This is a genomic window from Streptomyces sp. NPDC005808 (assembly GCF_042871385.1).
In the GTDB taxonomy this organism is placed as follows: Bacteria; Actinomycetota; Actinomycetes; order Streptomycetales; family Streptomycetaceae; genus Streptomyces.
Genome location: NZ_JBIAIK010000017.1, coordinates 51091 through 68464, shown reverse-complemented (window position 1 = coordinate 68464; position 17374 = coordinate 51091). Strand labels below are relative to the sequence as shown.

Sequence of the window (17374 nt, the reverse complement as noted above, 5' to 3'; positions counted from 1 at the left end):
TTCCCGCCCCACCCCGAACGAGATGACCATGACGGACAGGCCAGTTCCCGCTGCGCCGGACGTGACCGCCCTTCTGCTGAACACCGACACCCTGAACGGATTCCTCCAAGCCCTCGCCCACCGTGCCCTCGATCTGGCGCCCACCGCGGACGGCTGCGGGGTGACCCTGGAGCGGCAGGGCCGTCCGGTGACGGTTTCCAGCGCCGGCGCCAGCGCGACCAAGCTCGACGAGGCCCAGTACGGCCAGGACGACGGCCCATGCCTGGAGGCGATGCGCACAGGCCTGACGATCGACGTCCCCGACACACTCAGTGAGAGTCGCTGGGGCAACTACCCCGCCTACGCCGCGGCCTGCGGCGCCCGCTCCTCGCTGTCCCTGCCGATCGCGCCCTACAGCGACACCGCGGGAGCCCTGAACCTGTACGCGCCTGTGCCACACGCCTTCGCCGGCGCCGATGTGACGGCGCTGCGGCTGTTGGCTGCCCAGGCGACCGGCGCGATCGAGCTGGCCCATCGGATCGCGGATGCGCAGGAGTTCGCCGCCGATCTCCAGACGGCCCTGAAGTCCCGTGCGGTGATCGACCAGGCCATGGGCGTCATCATGGGCCAGCAGCGCTGCACTCCCGAAAAAGCCTTCCAGGTCCTGCGCACGGCCTCCCAGCACCGCAACGTCAAACTCCGCGACCTGTGTGCCGAACTGATCGCCAGCATCACGGGACAGCCGCCGGCCGAAGACGAACTGCACCCCCGGCGGTGATCCCGGAAGCCGTCCGCGCCCCGGCAGGGCGAAAGAAACGGCTCGACGACCCGGCCGCGGACCCGCGCGCGCATCTGCGCCGCGGGGCGCGGACGGGGGCCCACGCTTCTCGGCCGTCAGGTGACGCCTGCTTCGCCCACGGGCTCACGCGGTGCTCTTCGGCGGGCGCTCAACCCGCCGCCGGTGGGCGCTCATCGACACGAAGTCCGAAGTCCGAAGTCCGAAGTCCGAAGTCCGAAGTCAGTGTTCACAGTCGCGCTCATCGCCGAGTGCCCGGCTCAAGCGCCTCGGGGGTGGCGCGGAGCGCGCTGTGGCCTTCGCGCCAGGCTCGCAGGAGTTCCGTGCCGAGCCGGTCCTCCAGCAGGATGGTCGCCTGGACGCCGAAGACGACGTCGGGCTCCAAGTGGGGCTCGTCCTCAAGGAGTCCGCCGATCACTTCGTGTCGTACGACCTGCTCGTGGACGGCATCCGCCTCGACGTGCTCGTCGTAGAACCGTTCGGCGGCGGGTCCGGCGCCGAGGCGGCGCATTGCCCTGGCGAGTCGGCGGGAGCCCGGTGAGGACGTCACCTCGACGGTGGCGAAGTGCCCGACGAGGGCGCCGCGCAGCGCCCGGTGCAGCCCGAGCAGGGACATCAGGTTGACGGTGGCGAGCATCCCGGCGGGGGCGGCGTCGAGGTAGTGACCGTAGGCGGTCTCCAGGTCGAGGTCCGCCATCAGGTCGGCGAAGAGCCGGGCATGGATGTCGTCCGCGCGCCCGGCGCCGAACTCGTCGAACTCCACGGCCACCATCGCCGCCTTGGCCCGCCCGTACAGGCGGGGGATGACCCAGGCGTGCGGATCGGCCTCCTTGAGGTGGTAGAGCGAGCGCAGCGCCGCGTACTCCCTGAGCTGACGCAGGTCGCCCTCGCGCTGCAAGTAGTGGCTGACGCTCGTACCGGCGTCACCGACCGGCTCGACCAGCAACTCGTCGAGGGCCTGCGCCACGCGCACCGGGCCGGGCACGTCGGCGCGCAGGGCGCTGAGGAAGCGCTGTTCGAGTGTGCGGCGCAGGGCCAGGAGGTCCGGGTCCCACTCGCGGCTGTCGTCCACGCCGTCGAAGCCCTGGTAGTGCAGCTCGTACAGAACGTAGAGGGCGAGCTGGACATCGTCCCCGTAGGGGTCGGCGTCCGCTGTCTCCTGCGGAGGCGGGGCGCCTCCGTCGTGCAGTGCGGTGATGACGGCGGAGGAGAGCGAGCCGCGAGGCGCGGGTAGCGGCGGGCGGTGGAGCCGGGACTCCTGGTGGGCGGAGATCACTCGGTTCCTGGCGGACATCACTCGGTTCCTTTCGGTGCGGGTGCGGGTGCGGGCGCTGCGTCTTCGGCACTGCGCGGAGAGGGGCCCTCTCCGCGCCCGGGCTTGCGACCTGCGGGTGTCTCGTCCCCGGGCTTGCGACCTGCAGGGGTCTCGTCCCGGGGCGTACCGCCTGCGGGTTTCTCGTCCCCAGGCGTGTCACCTGCTGTGGGTGTCTCGTCCCCGGGCGGGCTAGCCCCGGGCTTCTCGCCGCCCGGCTTCTGTCCGCCCGCCTTTTCGCGTCGTCGGTGACTGGTGTCGCACCAGGGATAGCTGCGGCTGCGCCGGCAGGTGCAGAGCGCGACGGTGAACCGTCGCGAGACCGTGATGCTGCCGTCGTCCGCGACCACCTCGACCGGCCCCTCCACGAGCAGCGGCCCGTCGGGGTCGACCCTGACGCGGCGTGGCCGCTCAGGCGTGTTCGGCACGGATGACCACCACTTCTTCCAGCCCTTCGTCGGCCAGCAAGCCTTGGCGGCGCAGCCAGGGCAGCCGGGACCGCAGCACCGGCCCGAACGGGATCACGGCGCGATCGGTGACCGAGGCCGTCATCCCGGCCTTCTCGAGCCGCGCCAGGGTGGCTTCTGTGTCGCAGAGGCCCGAGTGCACGATGAGCAGGACCCCTGAGGGCCGCAGTGCCGAGGGCGCGGCGTCACAGATCCGGTCCACCAACGCCCGGCCGTCGCGTCCCGCGTCCCAGGCGCGCGCCGGGCCCCGCCGGGGCAGGCGGTCCACAGGGGAGGGGACGTACGGGGGATTGCTGACGACCAGGTCGAAGGAGCGGCCCGGGACGGCGGACGTCAGATCCCCGTGCCGTACGGCGACTTGCTGCCCGGCGACCCGCGCGTTCACGTGGGCGGTCAGCACCGCGCGCCAGGAGATGTCCACCGCCGTCACCCGCGCTCCCAGCCGCGCCGCCGCCACGGCGAGCGCCCCGGTCCCCGTCCCCAGATCCAGTACCTCCGCGCGGGGAGCCACGCCCTCGCGCTCCAGTGCCTGCGCCAGGAGCCGGGTGTCGTGCTGGGGCCGGTACACCCCGGGCGGCGCGATCAGGCGGGCCGGGGCAGGAGACAGGCGGGTTTCGGTGGCCATGCGCACCTCCGTGTGTGGGCACCGGTGGGACGACTCGGTCCACTCCTGCCCCCTGCCTCACTCCTGTCCCACTCATCGGGGAGCCCTCACCACTCGGTCCGTAGTGTCGGGTGATCAGGCGGAGACAACGGAGACAACGGAGACAACGGAGACAATGAAGGAGGGGCCGCCAGGGGCCGCTGGGACAGAGCGGTTGCTGCGCCGCCGTACCCGTTGAGGCCCTGACGCCGCAGGCGTCCCGTGTGCGAGTCGGATCCCATTCGGCACTCGGATCTGTTGCGCCCCGAGTGCCCTGAAGACACTGATCCACACCTCGGCCGTGAGCTCGCAAACCGCGGCGGTGCGGATGCCGGGTGAAGCCGACCGAAGCGCGGACGCCGGGCAGACACCGGCCGAAGCGCGGACGCCGGGCCACACATGGACTCTGTTCCGGTGGGAACCCGCGTACCTCCGCAGCCGTAACGCACCAGTGGACCCGTCGGCTGCAAAGGCGCCGCACCGGCGGCGGCCTCGATCACCGCACATTCCTTGCGAAGGACGTCGAGGCGCACTCGTCCGCGCACAGGTCGGGGAGTGCCGCAGGATCGGCGGTCTTCAGGAGGGCGCGTCCACGCCCGGCCAGATCCAGACCGGGCGGCGGTCTCCCGCAGAGCGAGAAAGGCGATACCCATGACGGACACCAGCCCCGAGAATCCCGTCGAGCGTCACCCCCGGCCGGACTTCGCCCAGCAGGACCAGGCACATCCGGGATGGACCGGCCCCATGGACCCACCGCCGGACCACGGGGAGGACTCCTACCGGGGCAGCGGACAGCTGACGGACCGGAAGACGGTGCTGACCGGCGGCGATTCAGGCATCGGCCGGGCCGTCGCACTCGCCTATGCGCGCGAGGGCGCGGATGTCCTGTTCACCTATCTGCCCGAGGAAGCCGAGGAGGCCCGTGAGACCACCCGGCTCGTGGAGGAAGCCGGACGCAAGGCGGTCGCGGTGCCCTGCGACATTCGTGACGAGGAGCAGTGCCGCCGCCTCGTCGAACGCGCTGTGGCGGAGTTCGGGCGCATTGACGTTCTCGTCAACAATGCCGCGTACCAGATGTCTCAGCCCGACGGCATCGGCGCCATCTCCACCGAGCAGTTCGACCGCGTGGTGCGCACGAACCTCTACGGCATGTTCTGGCTCTGCAAGCTGGCCCTGCCGCACATCCCGGCGGGCGGCTCGGTCATCAACACCACGTCCGTGCAGGCATTCAAGCCCAGTCCGCACCTTCTCGACTACGCCATGACGAAGGGTGCCATCGTGACCTTCACCCAGGGGCTGGCGCAGATGGTCGCCTCCGACGGGATCCGCGTCAACGCGGTGGCCCCCGGCCCGGTCTGGACGCCGCTGATCCCCGCGACCATGCCGGACACCACCGAGTTCGGCAAGCAGTCGCCGATGGGGCGCCCCGCGCAGCCGGCCGAGATGGCGCCCGCCTACGTCTTCCTCGCCTCCCAGCACGCGAGCTTCATCACGGCGGAGATCATGAACGCCACCGGCGGCACCCCCCTGCCCTGATCAGCGGTGGTGTACGGAGGATCCGCGTGCGGCAGCCCGCGCCTGCCCCGCCGGTCGGAGGCGGGTCACAGCGAGTGACGCCATGAGGTCCGCGGCATGCTTCAGTCGGCACGTCGCGGGAACTCGGGGCGCATGAACGAGCAGACGGGCGAGCAGAGGTCGTACTGGATCGAGACGGCGCCCCCCGGGATCCCCCACCCGCCTCCGACCGCCGACGTCACGGTCGATGTGGCCGTGGTCGGCGCGGGGATCGCGGGGCTCAGCACCGCCTGGGAGGTGGCCCGGAGCGGCCGTAGCGTGGCGGTACTGGAAGCCGGTCGGATCGCCGCCGGAGTCACCGGCCACACCACCGCCAAACTGACCGCTCTGCACACCCTCATCTACGACAGGCTCCGGCGGACCCGGGATATCGAGGCGGCCAAGCTGTACGGGCGCTCCCAGACGGAAGCCGTCCGGCATGCCGCCGAGATCGTCGAGGAACTGGGCATCGACTGCGACTGGGAGGACACGGCGGCCTTCACCTATGCCCAGGACACCAAGGGTGTCGGGGAGCTGAAAGCCGAGGCGGAGGCCGCGCGGGCGGCCGGACTGCCCGCCGAGTTCGTGACCGAGGCGGGCCTGCCGTTCCCCGTCGCGGGCGCGGTCCGTGTGACGGAGCAGGCCCAGTTCCATCCGCGGAAGTACTTGCTGGCGCTGGCCGACGACCTGATCCGCCAGGGCGCGACGCTCTACGAGCACACCAGGGTGGTCGGCCTCAAGGAGGGCGAGCCCTGCCGGCTGACGACCGAGGCGGGAACCACCGTCACCGCGACCGACGTCGTGGTCGCCACGCACTACCCGGTCTTCGACCGTGCGCTGCTCTTCACCCGGCTCTCGCCGCGTCGCGAGCTCGTCCTGGCGGCGCCCATCCCGGCCGCACTCGATCCGCACGGCATGTTCATCACGCCCGAGCAGGGCACCCGCTCCGTGCGTACCGCTCCGTACCGGGACGGACAGCGGTTGCTGATTGTCACGGGAGAGCACTTCACCCCGGGCACCAGCGACGTGGAGGAGCGGTTCGGACGTCTCGCCGACTGGGCCACCCGGCACTTCGGCGAGCTGGCCTTCACGAACCGCTGGGCCACTCAGGACAACGATCCGACCGACTCCGTCCCGCTCGTCGGACCGCTGCACCTCGGGAGCCGTCACACGTACGTGGCGACCGGGTTCGGCGGCTGGGGAATGAGCGGCGGCATCATGGCAGGCCGCCTCCTCGCGGACCTGATCGCCGGTCGGCGGCCCCCGTGGAGCGACCTGTACGACCCCCGACGGGTGCGTTCCGCAGTACGTGAAGCGTCGGCCTTCCTCAAGCACCAGGCTCAGGTCGCCCGCCACTTCGTCGGTGACCGGCTGCCTTCGGTGGCGGGTGGCTCCGTGGACAGCATCGCCCCCGGAGACGGCGCGGTCGTCCGGCTCGGAGGCCGCCACTGCGCGGTTCACCGCGACACGGACGGCCAACTGCACGCCGTCGACGCACGCTGTACGCATCTGGGGTGCCTGGTCGCCTTCAACCGGGCGGAACGCGCCTGGGAGTGCCCCTGCCACGGCTCCCGCTTCGACCCCGCCGGGGAGATCGTCCAGGGCCCCGCGACCCGGCCCCTCGAAAAGCGCTCCCTGGACACCTGAAGATCACCAGCGGCGTCCCGGAAGCACGGCAGAATTCACCCGAGCACGGCAGAACTCATGGGACCCGGCGAGACGGCAGACCACGGCGGAGCCGACATGTTTGCCCCACTTTTTGCGGGTTAATCGTCACCTATGTCTGACGACGACGATGGCCATGGTCACTCCTCGCGGGACGAGACCGAGCTGGAGCGGGCGGATCGTAATTTCGCCGAGCTGCTCCAGGAACTGCGAGTCATCCAGACCGGCGTACAGATCCTTTTCGCGTTTCTGCTGACTCTCGCCTTCCAGGCCCGCTTCCCGACGCTCGACTCGTTCCAGCGCGGCACGTACGTGACGACGCTGATGCTTGCCGTGGTCGCCGCGGCGTTCTTCACCGCGCCGGCGGCGGTACACCGCGCCCTGTTCCGCAGGGGTGCCAAGAAGGAGATCGTTTCCGTCTCCTCCCGCCTCGCCGGTATCGGGCTGGTGACGCTCGCCCTGGCTCTCACCTCCGCCGTCCTCCTGGTGGTCGACGTCGTCCACGGCACGCCTGAGGGGATCGTCGCCGCGGCTGCCACCCTGCTCGTCTGCGCCGGGCTGTGGGGGCTGCTCCCCCTGGCCGTAGGCCGGCGCGTCGCCCGGAACGGAGAGCGGTCGCGGTCGGGGTCGGGGGACTCCGGCCGGGGGTGACGGGGCGGGGGTCGGGGTATTCGCACGCGAAGTGCGAGCGAGCACTGCAGGAGACCGGGGCGTGAGGTTTTCTGTCTGCCATGAATTCCTTGATCACGGAGGTGTGTTCATGAGTGCGGACCTGTGGGGCTATCAGCCGGCGGTCGATTACACCGCTGGCAGCAGTCTGATCGGCTACAAGGTCGAGGCGACCGACGGCACGATCGGGAAGGTCGACAAGCACTCCGACGATGTCGGAGCCTCTCATCTCGTGGTCGACACGGGAGTGTGGATCTTCGGCAAGCACGTCCTGATCCCCGCCGGCCTCGTCGTCGGCATCGACACGGCGGGGGAGAGGATCTACGTCGGCCGGACGAAGGAGGAGATCAAGAACGCTCCCGAGTTCGACAAGGACAAGCACGCCGGTGACGTGGGCTACCACGAGCAGCTCGGCGGCTACTACCAGAGCCACCGTGCGTGAGACCTGAGCCGGGCTGTGTGTACGGGTGGGCCGGAGCGACCGTTCCGGCCCACCCCCTCTCCTGCGCACACCCTCCGGGCACCCTGCGTGGCGCGAGCACGGACCGTCGGTGTTTATTCGGGGCTCAGACGTGTACGCGTAAACCATGACCGAGTCGAAACGAGAGACAGAGCGAAAGTACGAAGCCCCGTCGGCCGATGACACCGCATGGCTGCCCGACCTCACCGGCGTGGACGGAATCGAGTCCGTCGTGGACCGGGGTACCGCCGATCTGGACGCCGTGTACTACGACACCGACGACCTGCGGCTGGCCGGCACATCGGCCACGCTCCGGCGAAGGACGGGCGGGACCGACGAGGGCTGGCACCTCAAGCTGCCGCTGTCGAAGGACAGCCGGGAAGAGGTACAGGCCCCGCTGTCCGAAGCCGTTCCGGACACCTTGCGGGAGCTGGCTCTCTCCCGTACCCGCGGCGCCGATCTGCGGCCGGTCGTCCGGATCCGTTCCACCCGCGGTGTACGGGAGCTCGTCGGCTCCGACGGCACAGCTCTCGCCGAACTGAGCATCGACGCGGTCCAGGCCGAATCCCTGCTCGCCACGGGCAGGCGGGCCGCATGGACCGAGATGGAGGTCGAACTCGCGCCGGACACCGACCTCGCACTCCTGGACGCCGTGGACAAGGCACTGGGCGAGCACGGCGTCGCTCCCGCGCACAGCCCCTCCAAGCTGGCCCACGCGCTGGAGGAGACGGACGTCGGAGTGTCCCGTGTGCCGGCCGCACGCGCCGACGCCGTAGCGCCCGGATCCGCGGGCGAGGAGGTCCTGCGCTATGTGAAGGAGCGGATTCAGGCCCTGGTGAACCTGGATCCCGCGGTCCGCCGTGACCTGCCCGACGCCGTGCACCAGATACGCACCAACTGCCGTCGGCTGCGCAGTGTCCTGCGGTCCTACCGGTCGGTCCTGGACCGCGAGGCCACCGACCCTGTCCGCGAGGAACTCAAGTGGCTGGGCAACGAACTCGGCGCGGAACGCGACCAGGAGGTCCTTCGGGAACGACTGCGCGCGAGGATCCAGGCGCTGCCCGGCGAACTCCTCCTGGGGCCCGTCTCCGCACGCCTGCAGGTGTGGGACGCCGGCAACACCTCCGAAGCCCGCATGCGCACGCTGGAGGCCCTGGACTCGCCCCGGTACCTGGCTCTTCTGAACCGGCTGGCAACGCTGACGGAGCAGCCGCCGCTGCGCCGCAAGGCCGCTCGGAAGCCGGGGAAGGTCATGGGCAAAGCCGTCCTCAAGGAGTACGGCCAGCTGGCCGACCGCATGGCGCACGCGCTGGAACTCCCGCCGGGAACGGAACGCGACAAGGCACTCCACGAGGCCCGCAAGGCGGCCAAGAAGACGCGGTACGCCACGGAGCCGGCACGTGACTCACTGGGCAAACCCGTGAGGCGTCTGGGCAAGCGCGTCAAGGCCGTCCAGCAGGTGCTCGGCGACCACCAGGACAGCGTCGTGGCCCGCGACGCGCTGCGGAAAGTGGCCGTGGCGGCACACGCGGCCGGTGAACCCGGTTTCACCTGGGGTCTGTTGTACGGACAGGAGCAGGCCGCGGCCGACCGGGGCGAACGGGAACTGCCGACGGTGTGGGCCAAGGCGTCGCGGCGCAAGCTGCGCAAGGCTCTCAACGGTTGAGGAGCGGCGAGGGGGGGAGGGGGGAGGGGCGGCGCAGGCTTGCGGCGCGAGTCGCGCGTCCCTGACGGTCAGTTCACCGGGTGGCCCGGGGTGATGCCGAGTGCGTCGTTCAGTGACAGCAGAGGGGGCGGTTCGCCTTCGAGGTTCCCCGCCGCCTCTTCGAGGTTCTCCGCCGCCTCCGGAGCGAGGAGGAAACCGACGTGGTCGCCGCCGTCGATCCGGCTCTCCACGCGACCGACGAACCAGGCGGGCGCCTCGTCGAGGATCACGGACCCGCCCGGACCCCGATGCCACGGGATATCGGCGAACTTGTCGGTCCGGTCACCGGTCTCGCCGCCGAAGAGCCGGGCCAGCCGGTCCTGGTCGCGGCGGAGCAGATGGACCGTGAGCCGCTCGGCATGCTCGGCCACCCGGTAGGTGTGGTTGACCCTGGAGAGCCAGACCACGAACCGGGCGGGCCGAATCGAGCACTGCGAACCGAATCCGACCAGACAGCCGGACCGCTCACCGCCAGCTTCCGCGGTGACGACGTACATCGGAAAGTCGAGCAAGTCGGTGAACGGATCGAGATCGGTCACGGTAAGTGGCTCCCGGCTCAGGCGGCGGATGCTGCGGAAACGTCCAACAGTCTCCGCGATCCCGCTCCACGGCGCCCGGTGCCTCGTACTGCCGGGTGAACGGCCAAGCTCGACCGTGCGCCGGCTCAGCCTTCGGTTCCTCGACGCGGTGACGGGCACGAACGGAAACCGGTCAGACCCGCGGCAGGCCGGTGTCGAGGAGCTCTCGAGAGTGGTGCGCGATCGACGGAACGGGGATTCCCGGCGCGGAGGCGGGGCTCCGGGCAGGGGCGGGCTCGATCGGTGCGGGGAGGTCGGTGTCCTGCTCCGCGAGCAGGAGTTCCTCGTATCTGCCCAGTGCGAGCACCAAGCCGAGCATCAGGGGCGGGATGAGCACCGCGAGCATTGCCATGGCATCCCTTTCTCCGGAAAGGTGCGCTGGGCGAAATGCGGGTGTCCGCGGAACGATGGGACAAACCTCCGTGTGGGTGTCCTGTCTCCGGGTACTCGACGGCCTGAAGATCGGGGCACCCCGTCGCGGGCTGTGGGCGCGGTTGCTGACGGTTACGGCCTGTGACCATGAGTGTCGCAGTGTCGCAGGAACGGCGGCCGTTCGGCCCCGAGCGCCTGGCGGCTCGGGCCGCGCCGACGACCACTGTCGCGCGGATATCTCGCCGGCATCGCCGGGACCGGGACGCGCGTGCTGCTGCCGTACGCAGAGGAACTGTTGCGCTGCCGCCGGGTGGCCCGGAGACGAGGAAGCGCGGACAAGGCGCCGAGGACGACACCACATCGCAAGCCTTCAAGGAGACCGATGACCATGCGTATCGCATTCCTGATGGCGCCCGAAGGCGTCGAGCAGATCGAGCTGACCGAGCCGTGGCAGGCGGTCACGGACCAGGGCCACGAAGCCGTCCTCGTGTCGACGCAACCGGGACAGATCCAGGCGTTCAACCACCTGGACAAGGCGGACGTGTTTCCGGTGCAGCTGGAGGTGCGCGAGGCTCAGGCCGAGACGTTCGACGGTCTCGTCCTCCCGGGCGGGGTCGCCAACCCCGACCTGCTGCGCACCGACGAGGACGCGGTGTCGTTCGTACGGAACTTCTTCGACCTGGGCCGACCCGTCGCCGCGATCTGTCACGCCCCGTGGACGCTGGTCGAGGCGGACGTGGTGTCGGGCCGCACGCTGACTTCGTGGCCGAGTCTGCGCACGGACATCCGCAACGCGGGCGGGACCTGGGTCGACGAACAGGTAAGGGTCTGCGATCACGGCCCCAACACGCTGGTCACCAGCCGCCGGCCCGACGACCTGAAGGCGTTCTGCGAAGCCTTCCTCACCGAGTTCGCCAAGGCCAGGAAGACCGCCCGATGACCGACATCGTGAAGCCGATCCGATCCGGCCCGACCGCACGTTAGCCCCCTCGATCACCGGGAACCCGTCCAAAAGCATCCGAGCGGCACACCGCGTCGGGGCGCTCGCAGAAGGGAGCCGAGGGTGGTCGAGGCACGCGGACCGAAGACAGGGCCGGACACGCGTGCCCTGGAAAAGGCGCAGACCGGGCTGGACACGCGTGCCCTGGAAAAGGCGCTCCGCGAGCGGGTCGACGGCGAGGTGCGGTTCGACGCGGGCAGCCGGGGCGCCTACGCGACGGACGGCTCGAACTACCGGCAGGTCCCCATCGGGGTCGTCGTACCGCGCACGATCGAGGCCGGCGCCGACGCGGTCGCGGTGTGCGCCGAATTCGGAGCCCCGGTGCTCTCCCGAGGCGGTGGGACGAGCCTGGGCGGCCAGTGCACCAACACCGCCGTGGTCATCGACTGGACGAAGTACTGCGACAAGGTGCTGTCGATCGACGCCGGCCGGCGCACATGCGTGGTGGAGCCGGGCATCGTGCTGGACGAACTCAACCGCCAACTCGCCGATCACCAACTCCAGTTCGGGCCCAAGCCGTCCACCCACAGCCACTGCTCGCTCGGCGGCATGATCGGCAACAACTCGTGCGGCGGATCCGCCCAGGCCTACGGCAAGACCGTGGACAACGTCCGGCGCCTGGAGATCCTGACCTACGACGGCACCCGCTGCTGGGTCGGTCCCACCTCCGACGAGGAGTACGCCGAGATCGTCGCCGCCGGCGGCCGGCGCGCCGAGATCCATCAGGGGCTCCGGCAGATCATCGACCGCACCATGGCGGACGTACGGCGCGGGTTCCCCCGTATCCCGCGCCGCGTCTCCGGATACAACCTGGACTCGCTGCTGCCCGAGAACGGCTTCGACGTGGCCCGGGCGCTCGTCGGCAGCGAGGGCACCCTCGTCACCGTCCTGCGCGCCGAACTCGACCTGGTGCCGCTCCCGCCGTACGAAGCCCTCGTCGTCCTCGGCTACGACGACATCTGCACGGCGGCCGACGACGTGCCCCGGCTGCTGGAGCACAGCAGTCCGACCCAACTGGAGGCTCTCGACGGGCGGATGGCCCAGTTGATGCGCGAGGAGGGCGCCTACCTCGACTCCTTGCGGGAGCTTCCGGAGGGTGAGAGCTGGCTCCTGGTCCAGTTCACGGGGGAGAGCCAGGACGAAGTCGACAAGCAGGCCCGCGAGTTGATCCGGACGCTCGGACGCGGCGAGGACGATCCGACGGTGGCGCTCTCCGAGGACCCGGCGCGCGAACGCAAGATGCTCAAGGCGCGCGAGGCCGGTCTCGGGGTCACCGCACGGCCGCCGGACGGCCGGGAGACCTGGGAGGGCTGGGAGGACTCGGCCGTGGCGCCCGAGGTGCTCGGCGACTACCTGCGCGACCTGAAGAAGCTCTTCGCCGACTTCGGCTACGACCATCCCTCCCTGTACGGGCACTTCGGCCAGGGCTGCGTGCACACCCGGATCCCCTTCGAACTCACCACCGCCGAAGGCGTCACGAACTTCCGGGAGTTCCTCTTGCGGGCCGCGAATCTGGTGGCCTCCTACGGAGGTTCGCTCTCCGGTGAGCACGGCGACGGGCAGGCGCGCGGTGAACTGCTGCCGCGCATGTTCGGGAATGAGGTGGTGGCCGCCTTCGGGCAGGTGAAGGCCCTGTTCGACCCGGACAACCGGATGAACCCCGGCAAGGTCGTCGACCCGTACCGCGTGGACGAGAACCTGCGCCTGGGACCGCTGTGGCGCCCGCACAGCCATGACACGCACTTCAGCTACCCGGACGACGACCACTCCTTCGACCGGGCGGTGCTGCGCTGCGTCGGCATCGGCAACTGCCGTACCCACGAAGGCGGTGTGATGTGCCCCTCCTACCGGGCGACCGGCGAGGAAGAGCACTCCACCCGCGGGCGGGCCCGGCTGCTGTTCGAGATGCTCGACGGGCACGCCGACTCCGCCGTCACCGACGGCTGGCGCTCCACCGAGGTCCGTGACGCGCTGGACCTGTGTCTGGCCTGCAAGGGCTGCAAGTCCGACTGCCCGGTCGGGGTCGACATGGCGACCTACAAGGCCGAATTCCTCTCCCACCACTACGAGGGACGGCTGCGGCCGGCGGCGCACTACTCCATGGGCTGGTTGCCGGTGTGGGCGCGGCTGTCACGGATGGCACCCCGGCTGGTCAACGCCGCGCTCGGGGCGCCCGGCATCGCGGATCTCGGCAAACGCCTCGCCGGAGTCGCCGCGGAGCGCGACGCGCCGCTCTTCGCCGAGGAGTCCTTCGTCCAGTGGTGGCAGGCGCGGGGGAGCGCGGAGCCCGATCCGGCGGACCCGCGCACGGTCCTGCTGTGGCCGGACACGTTCAGCACCTACTTCCACCCGAACGTCGCGAAGTCCGCGGTCCGGGTCCTGGAGGACGCCGGATTCGACGTCGCCGTCCCCACCCGGGCCGTGTGCTGCGGCCTCACCTGGATCTCCACCGGCCAACTCGCCACCGCCGAAAGGGTGTTGCGCCGCACGCTCGACGTGCTGCGGCCCTGGCTGGAGGCCGGCACACCCGTGGTGGGCCTTGAGCCGTCCTGTACGGCTGTCTTCCGCGCCGACGCCCCCGAGTTGCTGCCGGACGACCAGGACGTGCAACGCCTGGCCGGGCAGTTCCGGACGTTCGCCGAGCAACTCCTCAACCACGCACCGGAAGGCTGGCAGCCGCCGCGGCTCACCAGGTCGGCGACCGTACAGACGCACTGCCATCAGCACGCGGTCACGAAGGACGACGCCGACCGCGAACTGATGAAGCGCGCCGGGATCGACGCCGGTGTCCTGGACGCCGGTTGCTGCGGACTCGCCGGCAACTTCGGCTTCGAACAAGACCATTACGACCTGTCCATGGCCGTGGCGGAGCAAGGAGTGCTGCCCGCCGTACGGGCGACCGCCCCCGGTTCCCTGGTCCTTGCGGACGGCTTCAGCTGCCGTACCCAGATCGAACAGGGCGGCACCGGCCGGCGCGCCCTGCACCTGGCCGAAGCCCTGGCACTCGCCATGGACGAACCCCACCTGCCCGCCGACCACCCCGAGAAGCTCGCCGACCGGCCCGAGGGATCCGCCCGTGACGGGCGCCTGCTGGCCGCGGGCGCGGTCGCCGCTGTGCTCGGGGCAGCGGCGACCGCGGGGACCTACTGGATTCGCAACCGGCAATCAGCGCGATGAGAGGAACTCCTGTGTCCATCAAGGTGTCCGACTACGTTCTCCAGCGGCTCCGCGAATGGGATGTCGACCATGTCTTCGCCTACGCGGGCGACGGCATCAACGGCCTTCTCGCGGCCTGGGGCCGCTCCGAAAACAAGCCGGTGTTCGTCCAGTCGCGGCACGAGGAGATGTCCGCGTTCGAGGCCGTCGGATATGCGAAGTTCTCCGGCAAGGTCGGCGTCTGCGCCGCGACTTCGGGCCCCGGCGCGATCCATCTCCTCAACGGCCTCTACGACGCGAAGCTCGACCACGTTCCGGTCGTCGCGATCGTCGGGCAGACCAACCGCAGTGCCATGGGCGGCAGTTATCAGCAGGAGGTCGACCTGCTGAGCCTCTACAAGGACGTCGCCTCCGAGTACTGCGAGATGGTGACCGTCCCCGAACAACTGCCCAACGTCATCGACCGGGCCATGCGCACGGCGTACGCCAAGCGCACGGTGACCGCGGTCATCATCCCCGCCGACGTACAGGAACTCGACTACTCGGCGCCGGCCCACGCCTTCAAGATGGTGCCGTCCAGCCTCGGCGTGACGCACTCCACGCCGGTACCGGCGGCATCGGACCTCGCGCGCGCCGTCGAGGTGCTGGACGCGGGTGAGAAGGTCGCGATCCTGATCGGGCAGGGTGCGCGCGGCGCCCGGACCGAGGTGGAGGAGATCGCCGATGTGCTCGGCGCCGGAGTGGCCAAGGCGCTGCTGGGCAAGGACGCGCTGCCGGACGATCTGCCGTACGTGACCGGATCGATCGGGCTGCTCGGCACCCGCCCCTCCTACGAGCTGATGCAGGACTGCGACACCCTGCTCGTCATCGGTTCCAGTTTCCCGTACACGCAGTTCCTGCCCGAGTTCGGCCAGGCCCGCGCCGTGCAGATCGACATCGACCCGTTCATGATCGGGCTGCGCTACCCGTTCGAGGTCAACCTCGTCGGCGACGCGAAGCAGACGCTCAGGGCCCTGCTGCCGCAGCTGAAGCGGAAGCAGCACGGCAAGTGGCGCAAGAAGATCGAGAAGGACACGGCCCGCTGGTGGGAGGTCATGGAACGGCGCGCGGCCGTGAACGCGGATCCGATCAACCCCGAGTACGTCGTGCACGCCTTGGACGCCCTGCTGCCGGACGACGTGATCCTGGCCGCCGACTCCGGCTCCGCCGCCAACTGGTACGCACGGCACCTGCGGATGCGCGGCACGATGCGCGGCTCGCTCTCCGGCACGCTGGCCACGATGGGGCCGGGGGTGCCGTACGTCATCGGCGCCAAGTTCGCCCACCCCGGCCGTCCGGCGCTGGCCATCGTCGGCGACGGAGCCATGCAGATGAACGGCATGGCGGAACTCATCACCGCCGCCAAGTACTGGCCCGAGTGGGAGGACCCGCGGCTGATCGTCGCCGTCCTCAACAACCAGGACCTGAACCAGGTGACGTGGGAGATGCGCGCCATGTCCGGCGCCCCGCAGTTCCTGCCCTCGCAGGCGATCCCGGACGTGCCGTACGCCGACTTCGCCCGCTCGATCGGCCTCGGCGGGGTACGGGTGGAGAAGCCCGGGGAGGTGGAGGACGCCTGGCAGCGGGCGCTCGGCGCCGACCGGCCGTTCGTCATCGACTTCCTGACCGACCCGGCCGTACCGCCGATCCCGCCGCACGCCGACCTCGACCAGATCGAGGCCGCGGCCTCCGCCGTCATCAAGGGCGACAGTGACCGCAGCGGCATGATCCGGCAGGGGCTGAAGGCGAAGGTGCAGGAGATGCTCCCCGGCGGCAAACAGCGCCAGGACAAGCCGGACGAGTGATGCCCCCGCACACCGCCGGCACCGGCGAACCGCTCGTGGACCGGGTCGAGACCGCGGTGTACACCGTCCCCACCGACGCTCCCGAGGGCGACGGCACACTGGCCTGGGACTCGACCACCATGATCGTGGTCCAGGTGCACAGCGGCGCCGTCACGGGACTCGGGTACACCTACGGCGGCGCCGCGACCGCCCAGGTCGTCGAGGAGCAACTCGCCGACGTCGTGACGGGCGGCCGGTGCGCCTGGGACGTACCCGGCGCCAACGAGGCGATGAACAGGGCGGTCCGCAACGCCGGCCGCCCCGGTCTGATCGCCGGCGCCGTCTCGGCCGTCGACATCGCCCTGTGGGACCTGAAGGCCCGCCTCCTCGAACTGCCTCTGGTACGGCTGCTCGGCGCGAGCCGCACCGACGTCCCCGTGTACGGCAGCGGCGGCTTCACCACGTACGACCGGCATCAGCTGGATCGTCAACTGCGCCGCTGGACCGAGGAACAGGACATTCCCCGGGTGAAGATCAAGATCGGCGAGTCCTGGGGACGGGCCGAGGGGCGCGACCGCGAGCGGATCACACAGGCCCGCCGGAGCATCGGCGACGCGGCGGAGTTCTACGTCGACGCCAACGGCGCCTACACCCGCAAACAGGCGGTCCGGATCGCCCGCCACCTCGACGAGCACGGCGTGACGTGGTTCGAGGAGCCGGTCTCCTCCGACGACCTGGCCGGGCTGGCACAGATCCGGGCAGCCGTCGCCCCGGAGGTGACCGCCGGGGAGTACGGCTACACCCTCGCCTACTTCGGGCACTTGCTCGGCTCCGGGGCGGTGGACTGCCTGCAGGCCGATGCCACCCGGTGTGGCGGCATCACCGTCTGGCTGCGCGCGGCAGCGCTCGCGGAAGCCGCCGGACTGGAACTCTCCGGCCACTGCGCCCCGCACGTCCACGCGCACGCGGCTGCCGCCATCCCCAACCTGCGCCATCTGGAGTGGTTCCACGATCACGTGCGCATCGAGGACCTCTTCTTCGACGGCGCCCTCGACCCCCGGGGCGGCAGCATCCGCCCGGGTGCCGACGGCGCACCCGGCCACGGTCTGACTCTCCGCGCCGAGCGGGCGGAGAAGTACCGGACCGGATAGGCAGGGGTCGTGGACCCGGCCGCCCTGCGGGACTCTTCCCGGGG

General features: G+C 70.4%; 15 protein-coding genes. 10 read left to right on the top strand and 5 right to left on the bottom strand.

All coding sequences use genetic code 11. The features are described from left to right. Positions 1 to 22 precede the first annotated feature (22 nt). Positions 23 to 757 carry an ANTAR domain-containing protein gene (locus ACFYPC_RS30730; RefSeq protein ID WP_391889236.1) on the top strand — a complete coding sequence of 245 codons (735 nt, stop codon included), beginning with the start codon at positions 23 to 25 and terminating at the stop codon, positions 755 to 757. Positions 758 to 1016: 259 nt separating this feature from the next. Here the strand turns inward: ACFYPC_RS30730 and ACFYPC_RS30725 are convergent, their stop codons facing one another. From ACFYPC_RS30725 to ACFYPC_RS30715, 3 genes are all read right to left on the bottom strand, one after another. Then, complete coding sequence (locus tag ACFYPC_RS30725; protein WP_391889234.1) at positions 1017 to 2069, bottom strand: iron-containing redox enzyme family protein; 1053 nt, start codon at positions 2067 to 2069, stop codon at positions 1017 to 1019. Beyond that, positions 2069 to 2437, bottom strand: coding sequence for a CDGSH iron-sulfur domain-containing protein (locus tag ACFYPC_RS30720; RefSeq protein WP_391889455.1), 369 nt, complete (start codon positions 2435 to 2437; stop codon positions 2069 to 2071). The genes ACFYPC_RS30725 and ACFYPC_RS30720 overlap by 1 nt, the downstream gene beginning before the upstream one ends. Before the next feature lie 61 nt (positions 2438 to 2498). Next, positions 2499 to 3179 carry a HemK2/MTQ2 family protein methyltransferase gene (locus tag ACFYPC_RS30715; RefSeq protein WP_391889232.1) on the bottom strand — a complete coding sequence of 227 codons (681 nt, stop codon included), beginning with the start codon at positions 3177 to 3179 and terminating at the stop codon, positions 2499 to 2501. A gap of 669 nt (positions 3180 to 3848) precedes the next feature. Here ACFYPC_RS30715 and ACFYPC_RS30710 point away from each other — a divergent pair. From ACFYPC_RS30710 to ACFYPC_RS30690, 5 genes are all read left to right on the top strand, one after another. After that, positions 3849 to 4733: an SDR family oxidoreductase gene (locus ACFYPC_RS30710; protein WP_391889230.1), complete on the top strand. Its 885-nt coding sequence runs from the start codon at positions 3849 to 3851 to the stop codon at positions 4731 to 4733. A gap of 132 nt (positions 4734 to 4865) precedes the next feature. After that, entirely contained in the window at positions 4866 to 6398 is a 1533-nt protein-coding gene (locus ACFYPC_RS30705) for an FAD-dependent oxidoreductase (RefSeq protein WP_391889229.1), read from the top strand. Between the two features lie 132 nt (positions 6399 to 6530). After that, positions 6531 to 7067 (top strand): DUF6328 family protein, encoded by a 537-nt coding sequence (locus ACFYPC_RS30700; RefSeq protein ID WP_391889227.1) that lies wholly within the window; start codon positions 6531 to 6533, stop codon positions 7065 to 7067. A gap of 109 nt (positions 7068 to 7176) precedes the next feature. Next, positions 7177 to 7527, top strand: coding sequence for a PRC-barrel domain-containing protein (locus ACFYPC_RS30695; RefSeq protein ID WP_391889225.1), 351 nt, complete (start codon positions 7177 to 7179; stop codon positions 7525 to 7527). 145 nt (positions 7528 to 7672) lie between these two features. Next, complete coding sequence (locus ACFYPC_RS30690) at positions 7673 to 9211, top strand: CHAD domain-containing protein (RefSeq protein WP_391889222.1); 1539 nt, start codon at positions 7673 to 7675, stop codon at positions 9209 to 9211. A gap of 68 nt (positions 9212 to 9279) precedes the next feature. Here the strand turns inward: ACFYPC_RS30690 and ACFYPC_RS30685 are convergent, their stop codons facing one another. Together ACFYPC_RS30685 and ACFYPC_RS30680 are read right to left on the bottom strand one after the other, a co-directional pair. Continuing rightward, positions 9280 to 9789, bottom strand: a complete 510-nt coding sequence (locus ACFYPC_RS30685) for a flavin reductase family protein (RefSeq protein WP_391889220.1) — start codon at positions 9787 to 9789, stop codon at positions 9280 to 9282. Positions 9790 to 9961: 172 nt separating this feature from the next. Then, positions 9962 to 10180, bottom strand: a complete 219-nt coding sequence (locus ACFYPC_RS30680) for a hypothetical protein (RefSeq protein WP_391889218.1) — start codon at positions 10178 to 10180, stop codon at positions 9962 to 9964. Positions 10181 to 10588: 408 nt separating this feature from the next. On the opposite strand from ACFYPC_RS30680, the gene ACFYPC_RS30675 reads away from it, so the two are divergent. The 4 genes from ACFYPC_RS30675 (at position 10589) to ACFYPC_RS30660 (ending at position 17330) form a co-directional block, all read left to right on the top strand. Next, on the top strand, positions 10589 to 11140 hold the full coding sequence (locus ACFYPC_RS30675; protein WP_391889216.1) for a type 1 glutamine amidotransferase domain-containing protein: 552 nt from the start codon (positions 10589 to 10591) through the stop codon (positions 11138 to 11140). A 168-nt stretch (positions 11141 to 11308) separates the two neighbouring features. Then, the gene (locus tag ACFYPC_RS30670; RefSeq protein ID WP_391889452.1) at positions 11309 to 14377 is read left to right on the top strand and encodes an FAD-binding and (Fe-S)-binding domain-containing protein; all 3069 of its coding nucleotides are present in this window, start codon (positions 11309 to 11311) and stop codon (positions 14375 to 14377) included. Positions 14378 to 14388: 11 nt separating this feature from the next. Next, positions 14389 to 16200, top strand: a complete 1812-nt coding sequence (locus ACFYPC_RS30665; RefSeq protein WP_391889214.1) for a thiamine pyrophosphate-requiring protein — start codon at positions 14389 to 14391, stop codon at positions 16198 to 16200. Next, positions 16200 to 17330, top strand: a complete 1131-nt coding sequence (locus tag ACFYPC_RS30660; RefSeq protein WP_391889212.1) for an enolase C-terminal domain-like protein — start codon at positions 16200 to 16202, stop codon at positions 17328 to 17330. The genes ACFYPC_RS30665 and ACFYPC_RS30660 overlap by 1 nt, the downstream gene beginning before the upstream one ends. The last annotated feature ends 44 nt before the right edge of the window (positions 17331 to 17374 follow it).

Coding starts and splice junctions, on each gene's coding strand:
- ACFYPC_RS30695 (WP_391889225.1), top strand. CDS start 7,177: ATGAGTGCGGACCTGTGGGGCTATCAGCCGGCGGTCGATTACACCGCT.
- ACFYPC_RS30690 (WP_391889222.1), top strand. CDS start 7,673: ATGACCGAGTCGAAACGAGAGACAGAGCGAAAGTACGAAGCCCCGTCG.
- ACFYPC_RS30705 (WP_391889229.1), top strand. CDS start 4,866: ATGAACGAGCAGACGGGCGAGCAGAGGTCGTACTGGATCGAGACGGCG.
- ACFYPC_RS30710 (WP_391889230.1), top strand. CDS start 3,849: ATGACGGACACCAGCCCCGAGAATCCCGTCGAGCGTCACCCCCGGCCG.
- ACFYPC_RS30730 (WP_391889236.1), top strand. CDS start 23: ATGACCATGACGGACAGGCCAGTTCCCGCTGCGCCGGACGTGACCGCC.
- ACFYPC_RS30680 (WP_391889218.1), bottom strand. CDS start 10,180: ATGGCAATGCTCGCGGTGCTCATCCCGCCCCTGATGCTCGGCTTGGTG.
- ACFYPC_RS30715 (WP_391889232.1), bottom strand. CDS start 3,179: ATGGCCACCGAAACCCGCCTGTCTCCTGCCCCGGCCCGCCTGATCGCG.
- ACFYPC_RS30675 (WP_391889216.1), top strand. CDS start 10,589: ATGCGTATCGCATTCCTGATGGCGCCCGAAGGCGTCGAGCAGATCGAG.
- ACFYPC_RS30700 (WP_391889227.1), top strand. CDS start 6,531: ATGTCTGACGACGACGATGGCCATGGTCACTCCTCGCGGGACGAGACC.
- ACFYPC_RS30725 (WP_391889234.1), bottom strand. CDS start 2,069: ATGTCCGCCAGGAACCGAGTGATCTCCGCCCACCAGGAGTCCCGGCTC.
- ACFYPC_RS30660 (WP_391889212.1), top strand. CDS start 16,200: ATGCCCCCGCACACCGCCGGCACCGGCGAACCGCTCGTGGACCGGGTC.